Raw genomic sequence first — 16,938 nt, forward strand, 5'->3', positions numbered from 1 at the left:
TGCTCGAATAGACTTGCGACAAGAAGAAGGGCCGGGAACGTCCATGAAGCACATTACCTGCATCGAAGATCTGCGCCAGCTGCACAAGCGCCGGGTGCCGAAGGCGTTTTTCGATTATGCGGACCGCGGCTCCTACACCGAGGACACGCTGCGCGCCAATTCCGAAGACCTGCAGCAGATCAAGTTCCGCCAGCGCATCCTGGTCGATGTGTCCAAGCGTACCCTGGCGACCACGATCCTCGGTGAGCCCTCGGCGATGCCGCTGATCCTGGCCCCGGTCGGCCTGCTCGGCATGCAGCATGGCGACGGCGAAATCTACGCCTGCCGCGCTGCACAAGCGGCCGGCATTCCCTTCACCCAGAGCACCATGTCGATCTGCTCGATCGAGGACATCGCGGCCGCCGTCGACAAGCCGTTCTGGTTCCAGCTCTACGTCATGAAGGACCGCGGCTTCATCAAGTCGCTGATCGAGCGCGCGATCGCGGCGAAATGCTCGGCGCTGGTGTTGACCGTCGATCTGCAGGTGATCGGCCAGCGCCACCAGGACATCAAGAACGGCATGACGGTGCCGCCGGAATGGTCGCTGTCGAAGCTGATCGACTTCGCGACCAAGCCCGCCTGGGTGTCGGGCGTGCTGCAGGGCAAGCGCCGCACCTTCGGCAACATCGCCGGTCACGTCAAAGGCATGGACGACATCGTCAAGCTGTCGGAATGGACGGCGTCGCAGTTCGACACCACGCTGAACTGGAAGGACATCGATTGGATCCGCTCGATCTGGCCGGGCAAGCTGATCCTTAAAGGGATCCTCGATGTCGAGGACGCCGAGCTCGCCGCCAAGACCGGCGCGCAGGCGATCGTGGTCTCCAACCATGGCGGCCGCCAGCTCGACGGCGCACCGTCCTCGATCGAGGTGCTGCCCGAGATCGTCGACGAGGTCGGCTCGAAGCTCGAGATCATGTTCGACGGTGGCATCCGCACCGGCATGGACATCATGCGCGCGCTCGCACTCGGCGCGAAGTCCTGCATGATCGGCCGCGCCTATGCCTACGGCCTCGGCGCCGGCGGCCAGGAGGGCGTCGCCAAGGCGCTCGACATCCTCGGCAAGGAGCTCACCACCACGATGGGCCTGTGCGGCGTCAACACCATCGCCGAGATCGACGACAAGGTGCTGGCGGTTTAGCCACACTCATCGTCGTCCCGGCGAAGGCCGGGACCCATAACCACAGCCGTGCGAGATTTGAACGCGGCTGTAGCCACAGCCTTTCTCAACAATCACCATCGGTGGTTATGGGTCCCTGCTTTCGCAGGGACGACAGCGGAGCCTGCGGATCGAGATCCCGGGTTCGATGCTACGCATCGCCCCGGGATGACGCTTCGCGTCACATAGGCGGTGCGATGCCGTCGCGGCCGACGTTGACCCGGTTGGCTTCCAGCGTGCCGTCGTCCTTCTTGACCGCGCCGAAGATGATGATCTTGGCGCCGGGCTTCAGTTCCGACTTGTCGCCGGAAACGAAGGTGACGACCGGAGTGCCCGGCGGCACCACGACCTTCTTCTCGCCGTCCTTGTATTTCACCGTGATGTTCTGGCCGTCGGTACCCTGCACCGTCTCGGCGACGGTTGCGTTGGTCATCGTCGAATTCGCGCGCAGGTCCCAAGGACGAAAACCTTCAGCGGCGCCGCGCTGGTTTTCCGGGAAGATGTGAACCGCGATCGCCTTCTGGGTCCCGTCAGGCTCGGGCATCGCGGTGACGCCGATGTAGGAACCGGACTTGATCTCGGACAGATCGGTCTTGGCAACGCCGAACACCGCGACGTTATCGGTGGTGCGCACCTTCATGTCGGCGCCGTCGCGCGACTTGATCGAGAGCATCGCACCGTCGACGGCCTCGATGGTGCCGCGAATCCGTACGGTCGGCGGCTGCTGCGCCGACGCGGTCGAGGCAAAGGCAACAAGAAGCAATGCAGCGAGTGGCAGCGATTTCGGCATGGTGTTCCTCACGGGTTTGGCTGGCGATTCAGGGAACACCGGGGGATTGGTGGTATTCCGTGCAAGCCACAACTCCTCGCCGGAGTCACGGCTCGCACGACAACTACGCACCGGATGAGGGGCCGTTACTGCGGTCACAGACAGGTGATGTGCTTGACGCAGCAAGCCGGTAGCCCGGATGGAGCGAAGCGCAATCCGGGGGACCGCCTCCCTTGAAAGATTCCCGGATTTCGCTCCGCTCCATCCGGGCTACGCGCTACGCCTCACATCGGCGGCGTAAGACCGTCGCGGCCGACGCTGACGCGATCGGTCTCAAACGAGCCGTCGGGCAGCTTCTTCAGGAAGGCGATGACCTTGGCGCCGGCCTTGAGGTCCGCCTTGTCACCGGGAACATAGGTCACGACGGGGGTATCGGGCGTGATCTGCACCTTCTTCTCGCCGTCCTTGTACTTGACCAGCAATGTATGGCCGTCATTGCCGACGACGGACTCCGCGACGGTGGCGTTGGTCATACTGCTGTTCGGCTTCAGATCATAGGGCCGCGAGCCCTCGCCGGTGCCGCGCATGTTCTCGGGGAACACATGCACCTCGACCGCCTTCGGCACGCCGTCGGACCCGGGCACCGTGGTCGTGCCGATGAAGGAACCGACCTTGATGTCGGCCAGGGCGATCTTGGTGAGGCCGAGCACCACCATATTGCCGGCCATATGCAGCTTGACGTCTTCACCACTGCGCGACTTCACCGCGAGCGTATCGCCGTTGACGCTTTCGATGGTTCCACGCACCCGTGTCGGCGTCGGCGGCTGCTGGGCAAGCGCATAAAGCGTGGACGCCGTCACCATCGCAAGCGCGACGAACGGACGAATGAGATGGGAACGGCTGGCAGGCATCAGTGATCTCCGGGAGGGAACGCGGGGGGACTAACACCAGACCCCGTTCCGGAGACGCTATTCCAGCCCTCAAGTCTTTGTGAGATCGGCCTCGACGATCGCGCGCAACTCCGCCGTGACTTGCGGGCGCTGCCCGAACCACAATTCGAAACCGCGCACCGCCTGATGCAGCAGCATGCCGAGCCCGTCGGCGGTCTTCAGCCCCCGCGCCGTTGCCGCCGCAAGCAACGGCGTCACCAGCGGCACATAGACAATGTCGGAAACAACCGCGCCCTGCGGCAACAGGCCGACATCGATCTCCAACGGGGGCTGGCCGTGCATGCCGAGCGACGTCGTGTTCACCAGCAGGCCCGCGCGCGGCAACAAGTCGCCGACCGTGTCCCAGGTCGCCGGATGGACGCGCGCGCCGTACAGGTCGGCAAGCGCGCGAGCGCGATCGATGGTGCGGTTGACCAGATGCACGCGCGCGATCCCACGTTCGATCAGGCCGAACACCACCGCGCGCGACGCGCCGCCGGCGCCGAGCACCAGCGCATCCTCCGCCTTGTCCCAGCCGGGTGCGCAGGCGTCGAGATTGTTGATGAAGCCTTCAACATCGGTGTTGGTCGAGCGCAACTCGCCATCGGCGAACCACAGCGTGTTGGCGGCGCCGACGGCGCGGGCGCGCTCATCCGGCGCCGACAGCGCCAGCGCCTGCTCCTTGTGCGGACGGGTGACGTTGGCGCCGACGAAGCCGCGCAGCGACAGGCGGAATAGGAAGTCCTTGAAATCCTCCGGCGGCACCGCCTCGATCACATAGCCGCCCTCGATGCCGAGCGTGCGCAGCCAGTAATGGTGGATCAGCGGCGAGCGGGAATGCGCCGCCGGCCAGCCGATCAGGCACGCGGCGCGGGTTTTGCCTTGGGATGTCGGGGTTGAGGATGTCATGGCCGTGACATCGGCCAAGGCAGGCGCGCTGTCAATCCGTCCGCTTCGCGTTCGCGAAAACCAGCGTGCTGAGGATGAAGGCGGTGCCCGCGGCAAACCAGATCGCGGCGAGGTTGATCCAGTGGTAGGCAGCGGCGCCCGCCAGCGCGCCCGCCACCAGCGCCGCCCACAGCAACAAATTGGGCATCCAGGCCCAGCCGGCGCCGCCGGTCAGTGCGGCGGCGGTCAGCTGGCCGACCTTGACCAGCGCTCCAGTGACATAGGTGAGGCCGAGCCCAGCCCCGCCTTCGAGCTGGAATACGGCATTCTCGAGCCCCATCGCCAGCACGATGGCCGCGACCGCGGCGTTCGGCAGGTCATAGGCATAGGCCAACGCCGCGGCCGCCAGCAGCAGCGCCTCGGCAAGCAGGATCAGGGGCTGGCGATGCGCGATGCGGCTGAGCACGACCAGGCTGCCGGCCGCGGCACCCGCGACGAACAGCACGATCAGCGCCAGCGCCTCCAGCGCGTGCTCCCAATGCCCCGCGGCCAGCGCCACGCCGAGCCGCGTCGAGTTGCCGCTCATGAAGGAGACGAACAGTCCGCCGAGCTGCAGATAGCCAATGGCATCGACATAGCCAGCCAGCGCGCTGAGCGCGCAGGCCAGCGCCAGGTTACGGCGGGATTCCAGCATGATGTCCTTGCGCCCCCATAGGGACGCAAGCTAGCTGGCTCGGCCCATCCTGCCAACGATCACGCCCCGCGCGGGCGTGATCACCGCCAGCATCACGCCGCGTCGCGATGCGCGGCGATGATCTGGTCGGCGGCACGGCCCGTCACTTCGGCCATGCGGTCGAACTGGCGGGTGAAGGTGCCGGCGCCGGCGGTGGCCGAGCGCAGCTCCACGATGAGGTCGCCGATCTCGGATTCCGGCATCGTGGCGCGAACGCAGTCCCAGCCGCTCCAGCCCTCGCGGGTGTCGAAGCCGAGGATCTGGCCGCGGCGCGCCGACAGGATCGCATTGATCTTGGCGGTGGCGTCGGTCGGACAGACGATCTCGACCATATGGATCGGCTCCAGCAGCACCGGCTGGCACTGCGGCAACCCTTCGCTGGCCCCGATCCGCGCCGCGGTGCGGAACGCGAGATCGGAGGAATCGACGCTGTGATAGGAGCCGTCGGTCAGCGTGACGTCGACGTCGATCACCGGGAAACCGAGCGGGCCGCGCGCCAGCGCGTCGACGACGCCCTCTTCCACCGCGCCGATATAGTTGCGCGGCACCGCGCCGCCGACCACCTTCTCGTGGAATTCGAAGCCCGAGCCGCGCGGCTTCGGCCTGATGTCGAGCACCACATCGCCGAACTGGCCATGGCCGCCGGACTGCTTCTTGTGCCGGCCGCGCTGGGTGATCGCCTTGCGGATGGTTTCCTGGTAGCCGATCGCCGGCGGATGCGATTTGACGTTGACGCCGTAGCGGTCCTTCAGCCGCTCCTGCGCGACGCGCAGATGCATCTCGCCCTGCCCCCACAGCACGGTGTCGTGGGTGCGCGGGTTCTGGATCATCGTCAGCGACGGATCCTCCTCGTTCAGCCGCAGCAGCGCCTGGCCGAGCTTGACGTCGTCCTTGCGGTCGGTCGCTGATATCGAGATCGACAGCACGGCCGCGGCCGGCTCGACCTTGGCCAGCGAAGCCGGGGCCGTCTTGCCGCTCGATACGGTATCGCCGGTCTTGATTGCATCGAGCTTGCCCAGCGCGACGGTGTCGCCGGCCTCCGCCGACGGCCGCTTGCTGTCATGCGTGCCCGAGACCGCGAGGATGCCGGAGACGCGTCCGCTGTCGCCGCTTGAGGATTGCAGCGTCGCGCCGTCGTCGAGATGGCCCATGAGCACGCGCGCCAGCGACAGCTTGCCGCCGTGCTGCAGATGCACGGTCTTGAACACATAGGCCAGCGCATCCTTCTGGTCCTTGATGCCAAGCCGGCCGGCGGTCTCAGTGACGCCGGGCGCCTCGTGGCGCAGCGCCTTCATCAGGCGAAGCACGCCGTTCTCGCGGCTCGCGGCACCAAGCAGCACCGGACAAATCAGCCCCTCGCGCAATTCGCGGGCGAGATCGTCGAACACGGCATCGCGCGGCGGCTGGATGTCCTCCAGCAATTGCTCCATCAGAGCATCGTCGTGATCGGCGAGCTTTTCCAGCATCGAGAAGCGCGCTTCCTTCTCGCGGTCGAGATTGCCGCCCTCCAGCGCCATCACTTCCGACGGCTTGTGCTCGCGATAGACGAAGGCGCGCTCCAGCGCGAGGTCGACGAAACCTTCGATCAGATCGCCGTTCCAGATCGGAATCTGGCGCAGCACCAGCGGCACGCGCGACGCCGGCTGCAGCGTCGAGAGCGTCTCGCGGACGCGCTTGTTGGCGCGGTCGATCTTGTTCAGAAACAGGAAACGGGGAATTCCGAGCTCCTCGAGCTCGCGCAGGATGATCTGCAGCTGCGGCAGCTTCTTCTCGTCAGCTTCGCAGACCACGACCGCGGCATCGACCGCCGGCAACGCGGCACGCATATCGTGCGCGAATTCGATCGAGCCGGGGCAATCGATAAAGGTGTAGCTGTCCCCCATAAAGGTGGTGGTGGCGGCGGTCAGGCCTACGCCCATCTTGTGTTGACGCGCCTCGGGGCTGGCATCGCCGACGGAGGTTCCGGCATCGACGCTGCCGGCAGTCTTGATGGCGCCAGTGCGCGCCAGGATCGCTTCCAGAAGTGTGGTTTTACCGCTTTGGAAAGGGCCCACCAGTGCGATACACCGTGGACCTCGGGGACTTCTGACGTCTTGTCCCATTGCCGCCTCCTCGTGTTGGAGCTCGGCCCATGATTGGGTCGGCGACCGTTCATGCTCTGCCTGCGTTTGACATTTGGCAAGCGGGAAAACGTCGCTGCGGTGCGGCGTCGCGGATGTTTACGATCGCGGAGCTGTGCGCCGCCCCTCTCCGGAAAAATTGCGTCCGATGCGCCAGTTCCTCAGCGCGCTACCCCTGGAGCGATCTCGCGCCAGCGCGCGGCGATGTCGAGCAGGCGCTGCACGGCAGGCGATGCGTCTTCCTCGCGCCACGCAATCGTGAGCGGGGCCGTCACCACCGGTGCGGAAAGCCGAACGTAGGCGACGCCGCGACCGGTCTGCGCGCGCGCCGCGGCCTCCGGAACGAGCGACACACCGACACCGGCGGCAATCAAACCGATCGCGGTTTGCAGATGCAGACCTCCTGCGCGAGCCGCGGCGTGAAGCCCGCTGCCCGGCATGCGTTGACGATCAGGCCCGTGACCGACGGCTCCGGCCGTGCCGGATACAGCACGAAGGCATCGTCGGACAATTCGGCGAGCGCAATGTCGCGCCGCGTCGCAAGAGGATGCGCACGCGGCAGCGCTGCAACATAGGGCTCCTCGACGATGAGCCGCTGGGCAAGCCCCGGTTCGCCAAGCAGTGCCGGACGCGCGAAGCCGATATCGATCCGGCGCCGCCGCAACGCCTCTGCGATCTCGGCCGCCAGCATCTCGTCGAGCACGAGCTCGACATCGGGACAGGCGTCACGATAGGCGCCGACGATGTCGGGCAGTCCCGCAAACATGGCAGAGCCGACGAATCCGATTCCGAGCTTGCCGGCCTGGCCGCGCCCGACGCGCCGCGTGTCGGCAACCGCACTCTCGAAACTTGCGAGCACCGCGCGGGCGCGCGCAAGAAATAGCTCGCCGGCCTCGGTGAGCCTGACAGGACGGCTATTCCGCTGCAGCAGCGTAACACCGAGTTCGTCCTCGAGCTGACGGATCTGCTGGCTGAGCGGCGGCTGCGCGATATGCAGCCGCTCGGCCGCGCGGGTGAAATTCAATTCCTCGCCGAGCGCCACGAAGTATCTAAGGTGTCGCAATTCCATGCCACCGCTATAGCACGGCGGCCGGCGACGGCAGCCATACGCAATAGCTCTGCAACCGTATCGAACGAGTATTGGACCGGACGCGTCAACGCGGACAGCCTGCGGCAAACCACAGGAGGTCGGCATGACGGCACTGGAAGACGCCTTCGCGGATGCAGCCGCGGCAGGCATCACGCAACAGAAGATCGGTATCGGCGGCCTATCCGTCAACGTCGCGCGCTTCGGCAAGGGCCCGCCGCTGCTGCTGCTGCATGGCTGGCCGGAGTTCTGGTTGGTGTGGCGCCCGCTGATGCTGCGCCTCGGCGACAGCTTCGAGCTGATCGCGCCCGACCTGCGCGGCTGCGGCGACACCGGCAAGCCGACGCCGGGACCCGATGCCTCCGCGACCGCGGAGCGCCACGCGCAGGATATGTTCGCGGTCATGGACGCGCTCGGACATGACCGCTTCGGCGTGATCGGCGGCGATCTCGGCGCCTATGTCATGCAGGCGATGTCGCATCGTCAGCCGCAGCGGCTGACGGGCACGCTCTATCTCTGCACGCCCTACCCGGGCCTCGGCCGACGCTACGGCGAGCCCGCTCACCTGATCGAGGTCTGGTATCAATACTTCCAGCAACTGCCATGGGCGGCGCAACTGGTCGGTAGCTCGCGCGAGTCATGCCGGCTCTATTTCCGCCACTTCCTCGACCATTGGTCGGGCGACGATCCCGCCGTGTTCGGCGACCTGCTGGAAGCCTATGTCGATAACTTCATGAAGCCGGGCAACATCCAGGGCGGCTTCGACTGGTATCTCTCGTCCGCACCCAATCGCCGGCTCTGGCTGGAAGGCAGGCTTCCGGCGCAACCGCGCATCGAGGTGCCCTCGCGCTTTCTCTGGGGCCGCCGCGATCCGCTGATCTCACCCGAATGGTCGGACCGGCTGGGGGACTATTGGAGAGAACCTTCGATCAGGTTCGTCGACACCGGGCACTATGTTCACGCCGAAGCGCCCGGCATCGTTGCCGAAGAAGCCCGCGGCTTCTTCGGCAGGTTGAAGAACGCTACGCGCGCGCTTTAGCGACCCGGACGCAGTTCCAGGCTCTCGAGGCCGGCGGCGATGTTGACACCGACCTGGCCCTGCACGCTGAGCGGCTGCAGGGCGATGGTGTTGTCGGAGCCGCCGACCAGCACGTTGCCGCCGACGCCGACGCCGAGCGTCGCGCTGCCCTGCGCACCGGCATAGTTGCCGGAGAGTGCACCCGGCCCGAGCCGCTCCACCGGCGCGTAGACGCCCCAGGCCAGCGCCGATTCCTGGGTGATGCCGAGGTCGATGCCGACCTTCTGGATGGTCGCGATGTAGCGGTCCTCGGGCAGGCCATTGGCGCGCAGCACGCAGCCGAGATGGGTCACGGAACCGACGATGAAGCCGACGCTCGCGCCACCGCGGCATTCCAGGACGCCGACCTGCACGCGCTGGCTCGGCTGTTGGGCGTTGACGCCAACGATTGCGGTCAGCGTGGCGATGGCGGCAGCGGCGAGGAGAGTGAGGCGACGCATGTTGGGGAGTCTCCGGCTGAGAGGCATGACGCGAGCAGAGAACAGAACGGCGCCGTGTCTGCGGCGCCGTTCGCATCCTATGCCATAACATCGGATGGTCGGCCAGAATTTGCGGTGCTCGGCCACCGATTGTTGGGGGATGTGGCGCTGTTGCTATGTTCCTTCGGGGCTGAAGTTTGGTCAGCAACGGACAGCAAACAACAGACCGCAAAAAAAGAGGCCCGCTTTCGCGGGCCCCTTTGATCGAACACCAACCAGCCTAGAGCGTTTTCGAGCGAAGTGGATACCGGTTCGCGTGAAGAAAACGCGTCAAGACAAATCTAGTGGTGGTGATGATGACGGTGGTGGCGATGATGCCGGCGCGGACCGTTGGTGCGGACCGGCTCGAGATCGATCCCGGCGATGCCGGCCGCAACGTTGAGGCCGGTCTGGCCCTGCACACTGATCGGCTGCAGCGCATAGGCGTTGTTCGGGCCACCGAACAGGAAGTTACCGCCGGCGCCGAGGCCGACCGAAGCATTGACGCCGACGCCGCCGTAGCTGCCGGCGAGCGCACCGCGCGGCACTACCGTGGTCGGCGCACTGACGGCCCAGGCGAGCTGGGTCTGTCCGGTGAAGCCGAGGTCGACGCCGATCCGCTTCACGGTCGCGAGATACGGCTCGGGCCGGCGGCCGCCGCTCTGGAACACGCATTCGAGGCGGGCGACAGAGCCGACGACGAAGCCGACATTCTCGCCGCCCTGGCACTGCAGGACCCCGGCTTGAACCTGTTGAGGCGCCGCGTTGGCGGTGGCGAACGGCGCCAGCAACGCAAGCGCTGCAAAGGTGAGGGTCGAAAGTCGCATTGGTCTGTCTCCGCAAGGTGAACTGAATTGCAAATTTGCGCGGCGGACACAAAGGAAGGCTCGTGTCCAAAACAAGGCAGTTCGCAAAGCGGCCGTAAAAACTTCCCGCGTGTGGCATTGATGTTCGCACACACGCGCGTGAGCTGAGCAGGTTGTGATTTGACTCGGCGATTTTACCGGCGCGCCATCTCAGCGCATAAACGAAAACGCTCCCGCACCAGGTGCGGGAGCGTTTTTTAGTCTCTCGGTTCGGAATCGACTATCGCAGATTACCGCAGAAGCGCTGGATGCGCTTGCAGGCGTCCTCGAGATCCGAGGTCTTGGTGGCGTAGGAGATGCGGAACGCGGGGCCAAGGCCGAACGCCGATCCTTGCACGACTGCGACGCCTTCGCTCTCGAGCAGCTCGGTGACGAACGCCTCGTCGTTGTCGATCACCTTGCCCGAGGGCGCCTTCTTGCCGATCGTGCCGGCGCAGGACGGATAGACGTAGAACGCGCCTTCCGGCCGCGGGCACTCGATGCCGCTCGCCTGGTTGAGCATCGACACCACGAGGTCGCGGCGTTCCTTGAACACCTTGTTGTTCGCGGCGATGAAGTCCTGCGGACCGTTGAGCGCCTCGACCGACGCCCACTGCGCGATCGACGACGGGTTCGAGGTCGACTGCGACTGGATCGTCGCCATCGCCTTGATCAGCTGCGCCGGGCCGCCGGCATAGCCGATGCGCCAGCCGGTCATGCAGTAGGCCTTCGACACGCCGTTCACGGTCAGCGTGCGATCGTAGAGGCTCGGCTCGACCTGCGCCGCGGTGGTGAAGACGAAGTCGTCATAGACGAGGTGCTCGTACATGTCGTCGGTCATCACCCAGACATGCGGATGCTTGACCAGTACGTCTGTGATCGCCTTGAGCTCGCTCCTCGTATAGGCCGAGCCGGTCGGGTTCGACGGCGAGCACAGGATCACCCATTTGGTCTTCGGCGTGATCGCCTTCTCGAGATCTTCCGGGCGCAGCTTGAAGCCGGTCGAAGCCGGGCACACCACCGGGACCGACTCGCCGCCGGCGAGCGCGACCATCTCGGGATAGCTGACCCAATACGGCGCCGGGATGATCACCTCGTCGCCCGGATTGATGGTCGCCATCAGCGCGTTGTAGAGCACCTGCTTGCCGCCGGTGCCGACGATGATCTGGTTCGGCTTGTAGGTCAGGCCGTTCTCACGCGAGAACTTGTTGATGATGGCTTCCTTGAGCTCCGGAATGCCGCCGACATCGGTGTACTTGGTCTTGCCGGCCTCGATCGCGTGGATCGCAGCCAGCTTGATGTTGGCGGGCGTGTCGAAGTCCGGCTCGCCGGCGCCGAGGCCGATGACATTGCGGCCCGCGGCTTTCAGCGCGCGTGCTTTGTCCGTGACCGCGATCGTCGCGGACGGCTTCACACGGTCGAGCGCAGCGGACAGGAAGGCCATTATCATCTCCTGGCAAACGTCGTGAGCCGTTGGGCCACGACTTGATTTGAATGGGATCGCGGCACCCTAGGCCTGTCGCCGCTGCATCGCAAGAAGCTTGGCGGCAAAGCACGAAAACTTTCCCGCATGGCGCGCAACATGCGCAATATTCCGCAAGTTCCGCCCTCAAATGACTCATATCCGGCAAGCCTTGTGATGGCCGCTTCAGCCTAGCCGGCAAGGCTTCCGGCTAAGCGCTCGAGCGCGGATTGCTCCGAGGACAATGTGCCGCGCGGCAGCTGCCTGATGGCGCCGGCGGCAGGTGCTCCAGCGCAGCCCCGACAGCGCACCCCGCGATCCGGATGCCGCGTTAACGTTTCTGAATTGCAGCACGTCAGCCACGGCCGCCGGTGGCATCGACCGGCACCGTGCACAGCGTCGCAGAGGCGTGATCCGAGTTGTTCTGCCGTGTTGATGGAATCGTTCTGCACGCGTGCAGTGCGGTAGACGTTTCGACTTTTTCCACATTGCAGGGCTTGCGACGCACCCCTGTCGGCATCATTGTTTAGCGGCGTTGCGGTGTGACAGGCCGCGCAGATTTCAAGCGTACCGTCTCATGCAGTCCGTCTTCCTGATCGAGTGAACCCCGACGCAATGTACAAGCTCTATTCGATGCAGCGCTCCGGCAACAGCTACAAGGTCCGGCTGGCGCTTGCCGTGCTGAACACGCCGTACGAGGCGATCGAAATCGACATCCTGCGCGGCGAGAGCCGGACCCCGGAATTCCTGGCCAAGAATCCGAGCGGCCAGGTGCCGTTGCTCGAGGTCGCCGAAGGCCGCCATCTCGCGGAGTCCAACGCCATCCTCTGGTATGTTGCGATCGGCACGCCGCTGGCGCCGGAGTCGCGGATCGAGCGCGCAGAGGCGCTGCAGTGGATGTTCTTCGAACAGCACGCGCTGGAGCCGAATATCGGCGCCGCCTATTTCTGGCTGTCGCTGGTCAAGGGCGGGCGCGACCTGCAGACGCACGCGCTGGAGGACTGGATGGAGCGCGGTTATGCGGCGCTGCAGGTGATGGAAAATCACCTCAAGAACCACACGTTTTTCGCCGCCGAGCAGTTCACCGTCGCCGACATCGCCCTCTATGGCTACACCCACGTCGCCGACCGCTGCGACTTCGACCTGACGACCTTTCCGTCGATCCGGGCCTGGCTGAAACGGGTCGAGCAGACCCCCGGATTTGTCGCGATGGATTGGCAGCCGGATCCCGAAGCCGAGCCTCAGGCCCGCCTCGTGGCGGGCGTTTGAACAACGGGTCTGAATTGGGGGAATAGCGGGGAAACTGCCCAAATAGCGGGCAAAACCCCCACGCGGGCCGCATTTTCGCCGCTTTCAGGGGGCCTCGCCGCCGCAATGTTGCCGGTGACGGTGGGCAGATTCGCTCGGATGTCGCGAGTGATTCGCTCGCGGCCTGAGGGATTTAGACCATGAAACGGTGGTCCGGCACGGCAGGCTTCCATGGCCGCCCTGCCCCGGTGGCATCATCCCGGCTGACCAGCGCGATCGCCGCGTCACTCGCGCTTGGCGCGCTGACGCTGTGCCTGGTCGTGGCCGTGACGGTGCTGTCGAGCAACATCAGCATGGCGACATCGATCCCGGCGTAATCCAGCAAGTTCGTTTTGGCACCTTATCCGCGGCAAGGCGCGGGAGAGACAGCGGCGCGACATGATGAAGACCCCCGTGGGACTTGTGACCGTGACGCTGTCGGCGGCGATCCTGTTGGCGGCATCGCTCCTGATCGTGACCGGCACGCAGGGCGAAGACCGCGCCCACCCCGCGCACGTCACGACGCCCGCAGCCAAGCAGGCCCCGCGCCACTAGGGTCCTATTTTTTTAGCATGATCTTTTCGGAAAACCGCTTCGCACTTTTCCGGATCATGCTCTAGCTCCATTTGTGGAAGATGAAGAACGCGCCGGCGGCGATGAAGGCGAAACCGAGCGCGTGATTCCAGCCCAGCGGCTCCTTCAGATACAGCACCGAGAAGGCTGCGAACACGACCAGCGTGATCACCTCCTGCATGGTCTTGAGCTGCGCCGCGCTGTAGACCTCGCTGCCCCAGCGATTGGCCGGCACCGCCAGCCAGTATTCGAAGAACGCGATGCCCCAGCTCACCATGATGACGATAGGGAGCGAATGATCCTTGAACTTGAGATGACCGTACCAGGCGAAGGTCATGAAGACGTTCGAGGCAAACAGCATCAGGATCGGCAGCAGCGACGGCGAAATGGCGGGCATCGATGTCCTCTTGCAAGCAAAGCACGCGGTAACCCGCGGGCACGGAAACGGGTTCCATGCCGATCTCCATATCATTTGATTTGAAAGCAGCGAAAGCTGGTTCGGACCGCGCAAGCGCCGCTTAACGGTCGGGGCGAAAATCCCGGCGCCGTTGCGGCTCTGTCGTCAAACTGCGGCTTTATCGTTTGTTCGACACATAGCGAGAACGCGCATGCGGTTCGACTGGCGTGCAATTTCAGGTCCTGCGCTGACGGCGATCATTGCGCTTGCCGCCTTCCTGATCGATCGCCTGGTGGTCACCGTCCCGAATCCGGCGCCGCTGTTCGTCTGCATCGTGGCGCTGGCGAGCTCGATCAGCGGCATCACCTCCGGGCTGATCTCCGCCGCGATCGCGGTGGCCGCCTCGGCGCTGTTCTTTCTCGATCACCGCGCGCTGCCCGGCTACGACACAGCCGACGTCGCGCGGATGCTGCTGCTGGCCGCGACCGCGGCCGGCACCGCCCTGATCACCGGGCTGCTGCGGCAGAAATGGATCGATGCCTTTGCCGCGGACCAGCAGCATCACGCCACCTCGGAGCGGCTTGCCGCCGCGCTCGACCAGGTCGACATCGGCATCGTGCTGCTCGACGCCGACACCCGCGCCGAATTCATCAATCGCGCCTTCCGCGACTATTTCGCGCTGTCCGACGCGCAGGCCGACAGCAAGCCGCCTTTCGTCGCGCTGATGTATCACGGCCGCGACACAGGCGCCTACGAGCTGCCGGAAGACGAGATGAGCGCGTTCGTCACCAAGCGCATCGAGATGATGCGCGCAGGCGATTCCACGCCGATCAACCTCAATCTCGCCGACGGCCAGGTGCTGCGCTTCAGCTGCACGGCGCTGCCCGACGGCGGCCGCATGCTGAGCTATACGCCGGTCACCGACCTCGTGCGGCACACCGACGATCCCGCCCGTGCCGACGAATACCGGGCGCAACGCGCCGGGCGCGAACGCCATCTGGCAAGGCTGCTGCGCGCCGCCGAGTGAACGGCGACCGCGCCGCAATTGATCCCACGAGATAGCTACACCTCTTTTGAGCATGTTCTTGCCGGAAAACCACTTCACACTTTTCCGGATCATGCTCTAGAACCGTTGCGAGCGATGCGCAGACATCGCATCACGCGGGATCATCCAGGGATCGCTCATGTCCAACGACGTCACCATCCGCTTCGTCACGCGCGACGATTACGCCCAATGGCTTCCGCTGTGGGACGGCTACAACGCCTTCTACGAACGGTCCGGACCGACCGCGCTCGCGCCCGAGATCACCGCGATGACGTGGGAGCGCTTCTTTGATGCCTATGAACCGATGCATGCGCTGGTCGCCGACGCCGGCGGCAGGCTGGTCGGGCTGACGCATTATCTGTTTCACCGCTCGACCACCGCGATCGCACCGACCTGCTATTTGCAGGATCTCTTCACCAGCAATGCGGCGCGCGGCAAGGGCGTCGGCCGCGCCTTGATCAACGGCGTCTACACGCAGGCCAGGCTCGCGGGATCGCCGCGCGTCTACTGGCAGACGCATGAAACCAACCACACCGCAATGCAGCTTTATGACAAGGTCGCGGACAAGCCCGGCTTCGTCATCTATCGCAAGATTCTCTGAGCGCGCATTCGCACCCTGTGGATTGCACAGAGGTGTCACCGGCACGTTACAAAGCCCCGCTACGCTTCCGCTCGCGTAAGATCAGGCCCCCCGTCTCAGATCTTCGCCCCGAGCGGTCCCCGTCAGTCGCCGCGTCTGACCGGGACCGCTTTTTTTGTGACACCGCGTCCTTGGCGACGCTGCATCCTTTGTGACACTGCATTTTTTGCGACATTGCCATGCGTGACCGGCGGTAGGGCGGCACCTTGCCGGCCTGCGTCGTGCGCGTCACAATCCGCGCACTCCCTCGCCTATCCCACAGGATTGTCTCATGGAAATTCGTAATCTCGGCGGCTCCGGCCTGCGCGTGTCCGCGGTCGGCATCGGCTGCAACAATTTCGGCCAGCGCACTGATCTGGAAACCTCGCGCAAGGTGATCCACAAGGCGATCGATCTCGGCATCACCCTGTTCGACACCGCCGACATCTATGCGGGCATGGGGGGCTCGGAAACCGTGCTCGGCACTGTGCTCGGCGGTCGCCGCAAGGACATCGTGCTCGCCACCAAATTCTCCAAGCCGATGGCGACCGACGGCACCAAGCAGGGCGCCTCGCGGCGCTACATCATGTCCGCGGTAGAGGCGAGCCTCACCCGCCTGAAGACCGACTACATCGATCTCTACCAGCAGCACGATTACGATCCGCTGACGCCGATCGACGAGACGCTGCGCGCGCTCGACGATCTCGTGCGCCAGGGCAAGGTGCGCTACATCGGCAACTCCAACTTCCCGGCATGGCGGATCGCGGAAGCCGAATACGCCGCACGCCAGATGAACGTGAACCGCTTCGTGTCCTGCCAGGACGAATACAGCCTCGTGGTGCGCGGCATCGAGAAGGACCTGCTGCCGGCGGCGCAGCAATACAATCTCGGCCTGCTGCCGTTCTTCCCGCTCGCCAGCGGTCTCTTGACCGGCAAATACCAGCGCGGCGCCGCCGCGCCCGCCGACACCCGCTTCGCCAAGGCGCCGGCGTTGAAGGATCGCTACGTCACGCCGCGCAACGAGGAGATCGTCGAGAAGCTGCAGGCCTTCGCGAGCGAGCGCGGTCACACCATGCTCGAGCTCGCCTTCTCCTGGCTCGCCGCCCGCCCGCAAGTCGCAAGCGTCATCGCCGGCGCCACGCGCCCCGAGCAGATCGAGCAGAACGTGAAAGCGATCGGCTGGAAGCTGACCGCGGCGGAGATGGCGGAGATCGATCAGATCACGAAGTAGTCCGCCCCGCTGAAGCCACAGGCACAACTGTCGTCCCTGCGAAAGCAGGGACCCATAACCACAGGGCGTGGTTGGACGTCATGCTGTGGCCCCAGCGTTCTCGAGTAACTGCGTTCGGTGGTTGTGGGTCCCTGTGTCTGGATTGTCTGTCATGATGGGGTGGGCGGGAAGCCGTTGGGTCCTTGGCGCTTGACGCCGTGAGCCGGCTCGGTCTCCCGC

Annotated in this window: 17 protein-coding genes and 1 pseudogene; 8 read left to right on the top strand and 10 right to left on the bottom strand. The window is 65.1% G+C overall.

Translation table 11 applies throughout. The features are described 5' to 3' along the window. The first annotated feature begins 43 nt into the window (after positions 1–43). Positions 44–1,180 carry an alpha-hydroxy acid oxidase gene (locus FBZ93_RS39155; protein WP_146993045.1) on the top strand — a complete coding sequence of 379 codons (1,137 nt, stop codon included), beginning with the start codon at positions 44–46 and terminating at the stop codon, positions 1,178–1,180. Between the two features lie 199 nt (positions 1,181–1,379). Here FBZ93_RS39155 and FBZ93_RS39160 read toward each other — a convergent pair whose 3' ends face one another. The 6 genes and pseudogenes from FBZ93_RS39160 to FBZ93_RS42085 form a co-directional block, all read right to left on the bottom strand. Next, a complete protein-coding gene (locus tag FBZ93_RS39160) occupies positions 1,380–1,988 on the bottom strand; it encodes a hypothetical protein (protein ID WP_146993046.1) in 609 nt (202 codons plus the stop codon). 263 nt (positions 1,989–2,251) lie between these two features. Then, positions 2,252–2,830, bottom strand: coding sequence for a hypothetical protein (locus FBZ93_RS39165; RefSeq protein ID WP_167529442.1), 579 nt, complete (start codon positions 2,828–2,830; stop codon positions 2,252–2,254). Between the two features lie 117 nt (positions 2,831–2,947). Further along, the gene (locus tag FBZ93_RS39170) at positions 2,948–3,805 is read right to left on the bottom strand and encodes a shikimate dehydrogenase (protein ID WP_146993048.1); all 858 of its coding nucleotides are present in this window, start codon (positions 3,803–3,805) and stop codon (positions 2,948–2,950) included. A 31-nt stretch (positions 3,806–3,836) separates the two neighbouring features. Then, entirely contained in the window at positions 3,837–4,478 is a 642-nt protein-coding gene (locus FBZ93_RS39175; RefSeq protein WP_146993049.1) for a YoaK family protein, read from the bottom strand. Between the two features lie 92 nt (positions 4,479–4,570). Next, entirely contained in the window at positions 4,571–6,619 is a 2,049-nt protein-coding gene (locus FBZ93_RS39180) for an elongation factor G (protein ID WP_146993050.1), read from the bottom strand. Between the two features lie 179 nt (positions 6,620–6,798). After that, positions 6,799–7,877: pseudogene (locus FBZ93_RS42085) on the bottom strand (LysR substrate-binding domain-containing protein). Here FBZ93_RS42085 and FBZ93_RS39190 point away from each other — a divergent pair. Further along, complete coding sequence (locus FBZ93_RS39190; protein ID WP_146993051.1) at positions 7,831–8,763, top strand: alpha/beta fold hydrolase; 933 nt, start codon at positions 7,831–7,833, stop codon at positions 8,761–8,763. The pseudogene FBZ93_RS42085 and the gene FBZ93_RS39190 overlap by 47 nt on opposite strands. Here the strand turns inward: FBZ93_RS39190 and FBZ93_RS39195 are convergent. The 3 genes from FBZ93_RS39195 to FBZ93_RS39205 form a co-directional block, all read right to left on the bottom strand. Continuing rightward, positions 8,760–9,242: a DUF992 domain-containing protein gene (locus FBZ93_RS39195; protein WP_050423223.1), complete on the bottom strand. Its 483-nt coding sequence runs from the start codon at positions 9,240–9,242 to the stop codon at positions 8,760–8,762. The two genes, FBZ93_RS39190 and FBZ93_RS39195, sit on opposite strands and share 4 nt — an antisense overlap. Before the next feature lie 320 nt (positions 9,243–9,562). Further along, positions 9,563–10,087: a DUF992 domain-containing protein gene (locus tag FBZ93_RS39200; protein ID WP_050423222.1), complete on the bottom strand. Its 525-nt coding sequence runs from the start codon at positions 10,085–10,087 to the stop codon at positions 9,563–9,565. Positions 10,088–10,346: 259 nt separating this feature from the next. Beyond that, positions 10,347–11,549 carry a pyridoxal phosphate-dependent aminotransferase gene (locus tag FBZ93_RS39205; protein WP_146993052.1) on the bottom strand — a complete coding sequence of 401 codons (1,203 nt, stop codon included), beginning with the start codon at positions 11,547–11,549 and terminating at the stop codon, positions 10,347–10,349. 633 nt (positions 11,550–12,182) lie between these two features. On the opposite strand from FBZ93_RS39205, the gene FBZ93_RS39210 reads away from it, so the two are divergent. The 3 genes from FBZ93_RS39210 to FBZ93_RS41010 all read left to right on the top strand — a co-directional run bounded on the left by FBZ93_RS39210 (position 12,183) and on the right by FBZ93_RS41010 (position 13,409). Next, entirely contained in the window at positions 12,183–12,836 is a 654-nt protein-coding gene (locus tag FBZ93_RS39210; RefSeq protein ID WP_146993053.1) for a glutathione S-transferase family protein, read from the top strand. Positions 12,837–13,015: 179 nt separating this feature from the next. After that, on the top strand, positions 13,016–13,192 hold the full coding sequence (locus FBZ93_RS41005; RefSeq protein ID WP_167529440.1) for a hypothetical protein: 177 nt from the start codon (positions 13,016–13,018) through the stop codon (positions 13,190–13,192). Between the two features lie 76 nt (positions 13,193–13,268). Further along, the gene (locus FBZ93_RS41010) at positions 13,269–13,409 is read left to right on the top strand and encodes a hypothetical protein (RefSeq protein ID WP_208764125.1); all 141 of its coding nucleotides are present in this window, start codon (positions 13,269–13,271) and stop codon (positions 13,407–13,409) included. 61 nt (positions 13,410–13,470) lie between these two features. Here the strand turns inward: FBZ93_RS41010 and FBZ93_RS39215 are convergent, their stop codons facing one another. Continuing rightward, complete coding sequence (locus FBZ93_RS39215; RefSeq protein ID WP_074128544.1) at positions 13,471–13,824, bottom strand: DMT family protein; 354 nt, start codon at positions 13,822–13,824, stop codon at positions 13,471–13,473. Positions 13,825–14,035: 211 nt separating this feature from the next. Between FBZ93_RS39215 and FBZ93_RS39220 the strand changes: the two genes are divergently transcribed. From FBZ93_RS39220 to FBZ93_RS39230, 3 genes are all read left to right on the top strand, one after another. Beyond that, on the top strand, positions 14,036–14,851 hold the full coding sequence (locus FBZ93_RS39220) for a PAS-domain containing protein (RefSeq protein ID WP_146993054.1): 816 nt from the start codon (positions 14,036–14,038) through the stop codon (positions 14,849–14,851). A 157-nt stretch (positions 14,852–15,008) separates the two neighbouring features. Beyond that, entirely contained in the window at positions 15,009–15,470 is a 462-nt protein-coding gene (locus FBZ93_RS39225) for a GNAT family N-acetyltransferase (RefSeq protein ID WP_146993055.1), read from the top strand. Between the two features lie 310 nt (positions 15,471–15,780). Beyond that, on the top strand, positions 15,781–16,719 hold the full coding sequence (locus FBZ93_RS39230; protein WP_146993056.1) for an aldo/keto reductase: 939 nt from the start codon (positions 15,781–15,783) through the stop codon (positions 16,717–16,719). The last annotated feature ends 219 nt before the right edge of the window (positions 16,720–16,938 follow it).

Source organism: Bradyrhizobium macuxiense, from assembly GCF_007993935.1.
Taxonomy (GTDB): Bacteria; Pseudomonadota; Alphaproteobacteria; order Rhizobiales; family Xanthobacteraceae; genus Bradyrhizobium; species Bradyrhizobium macuxiense_A.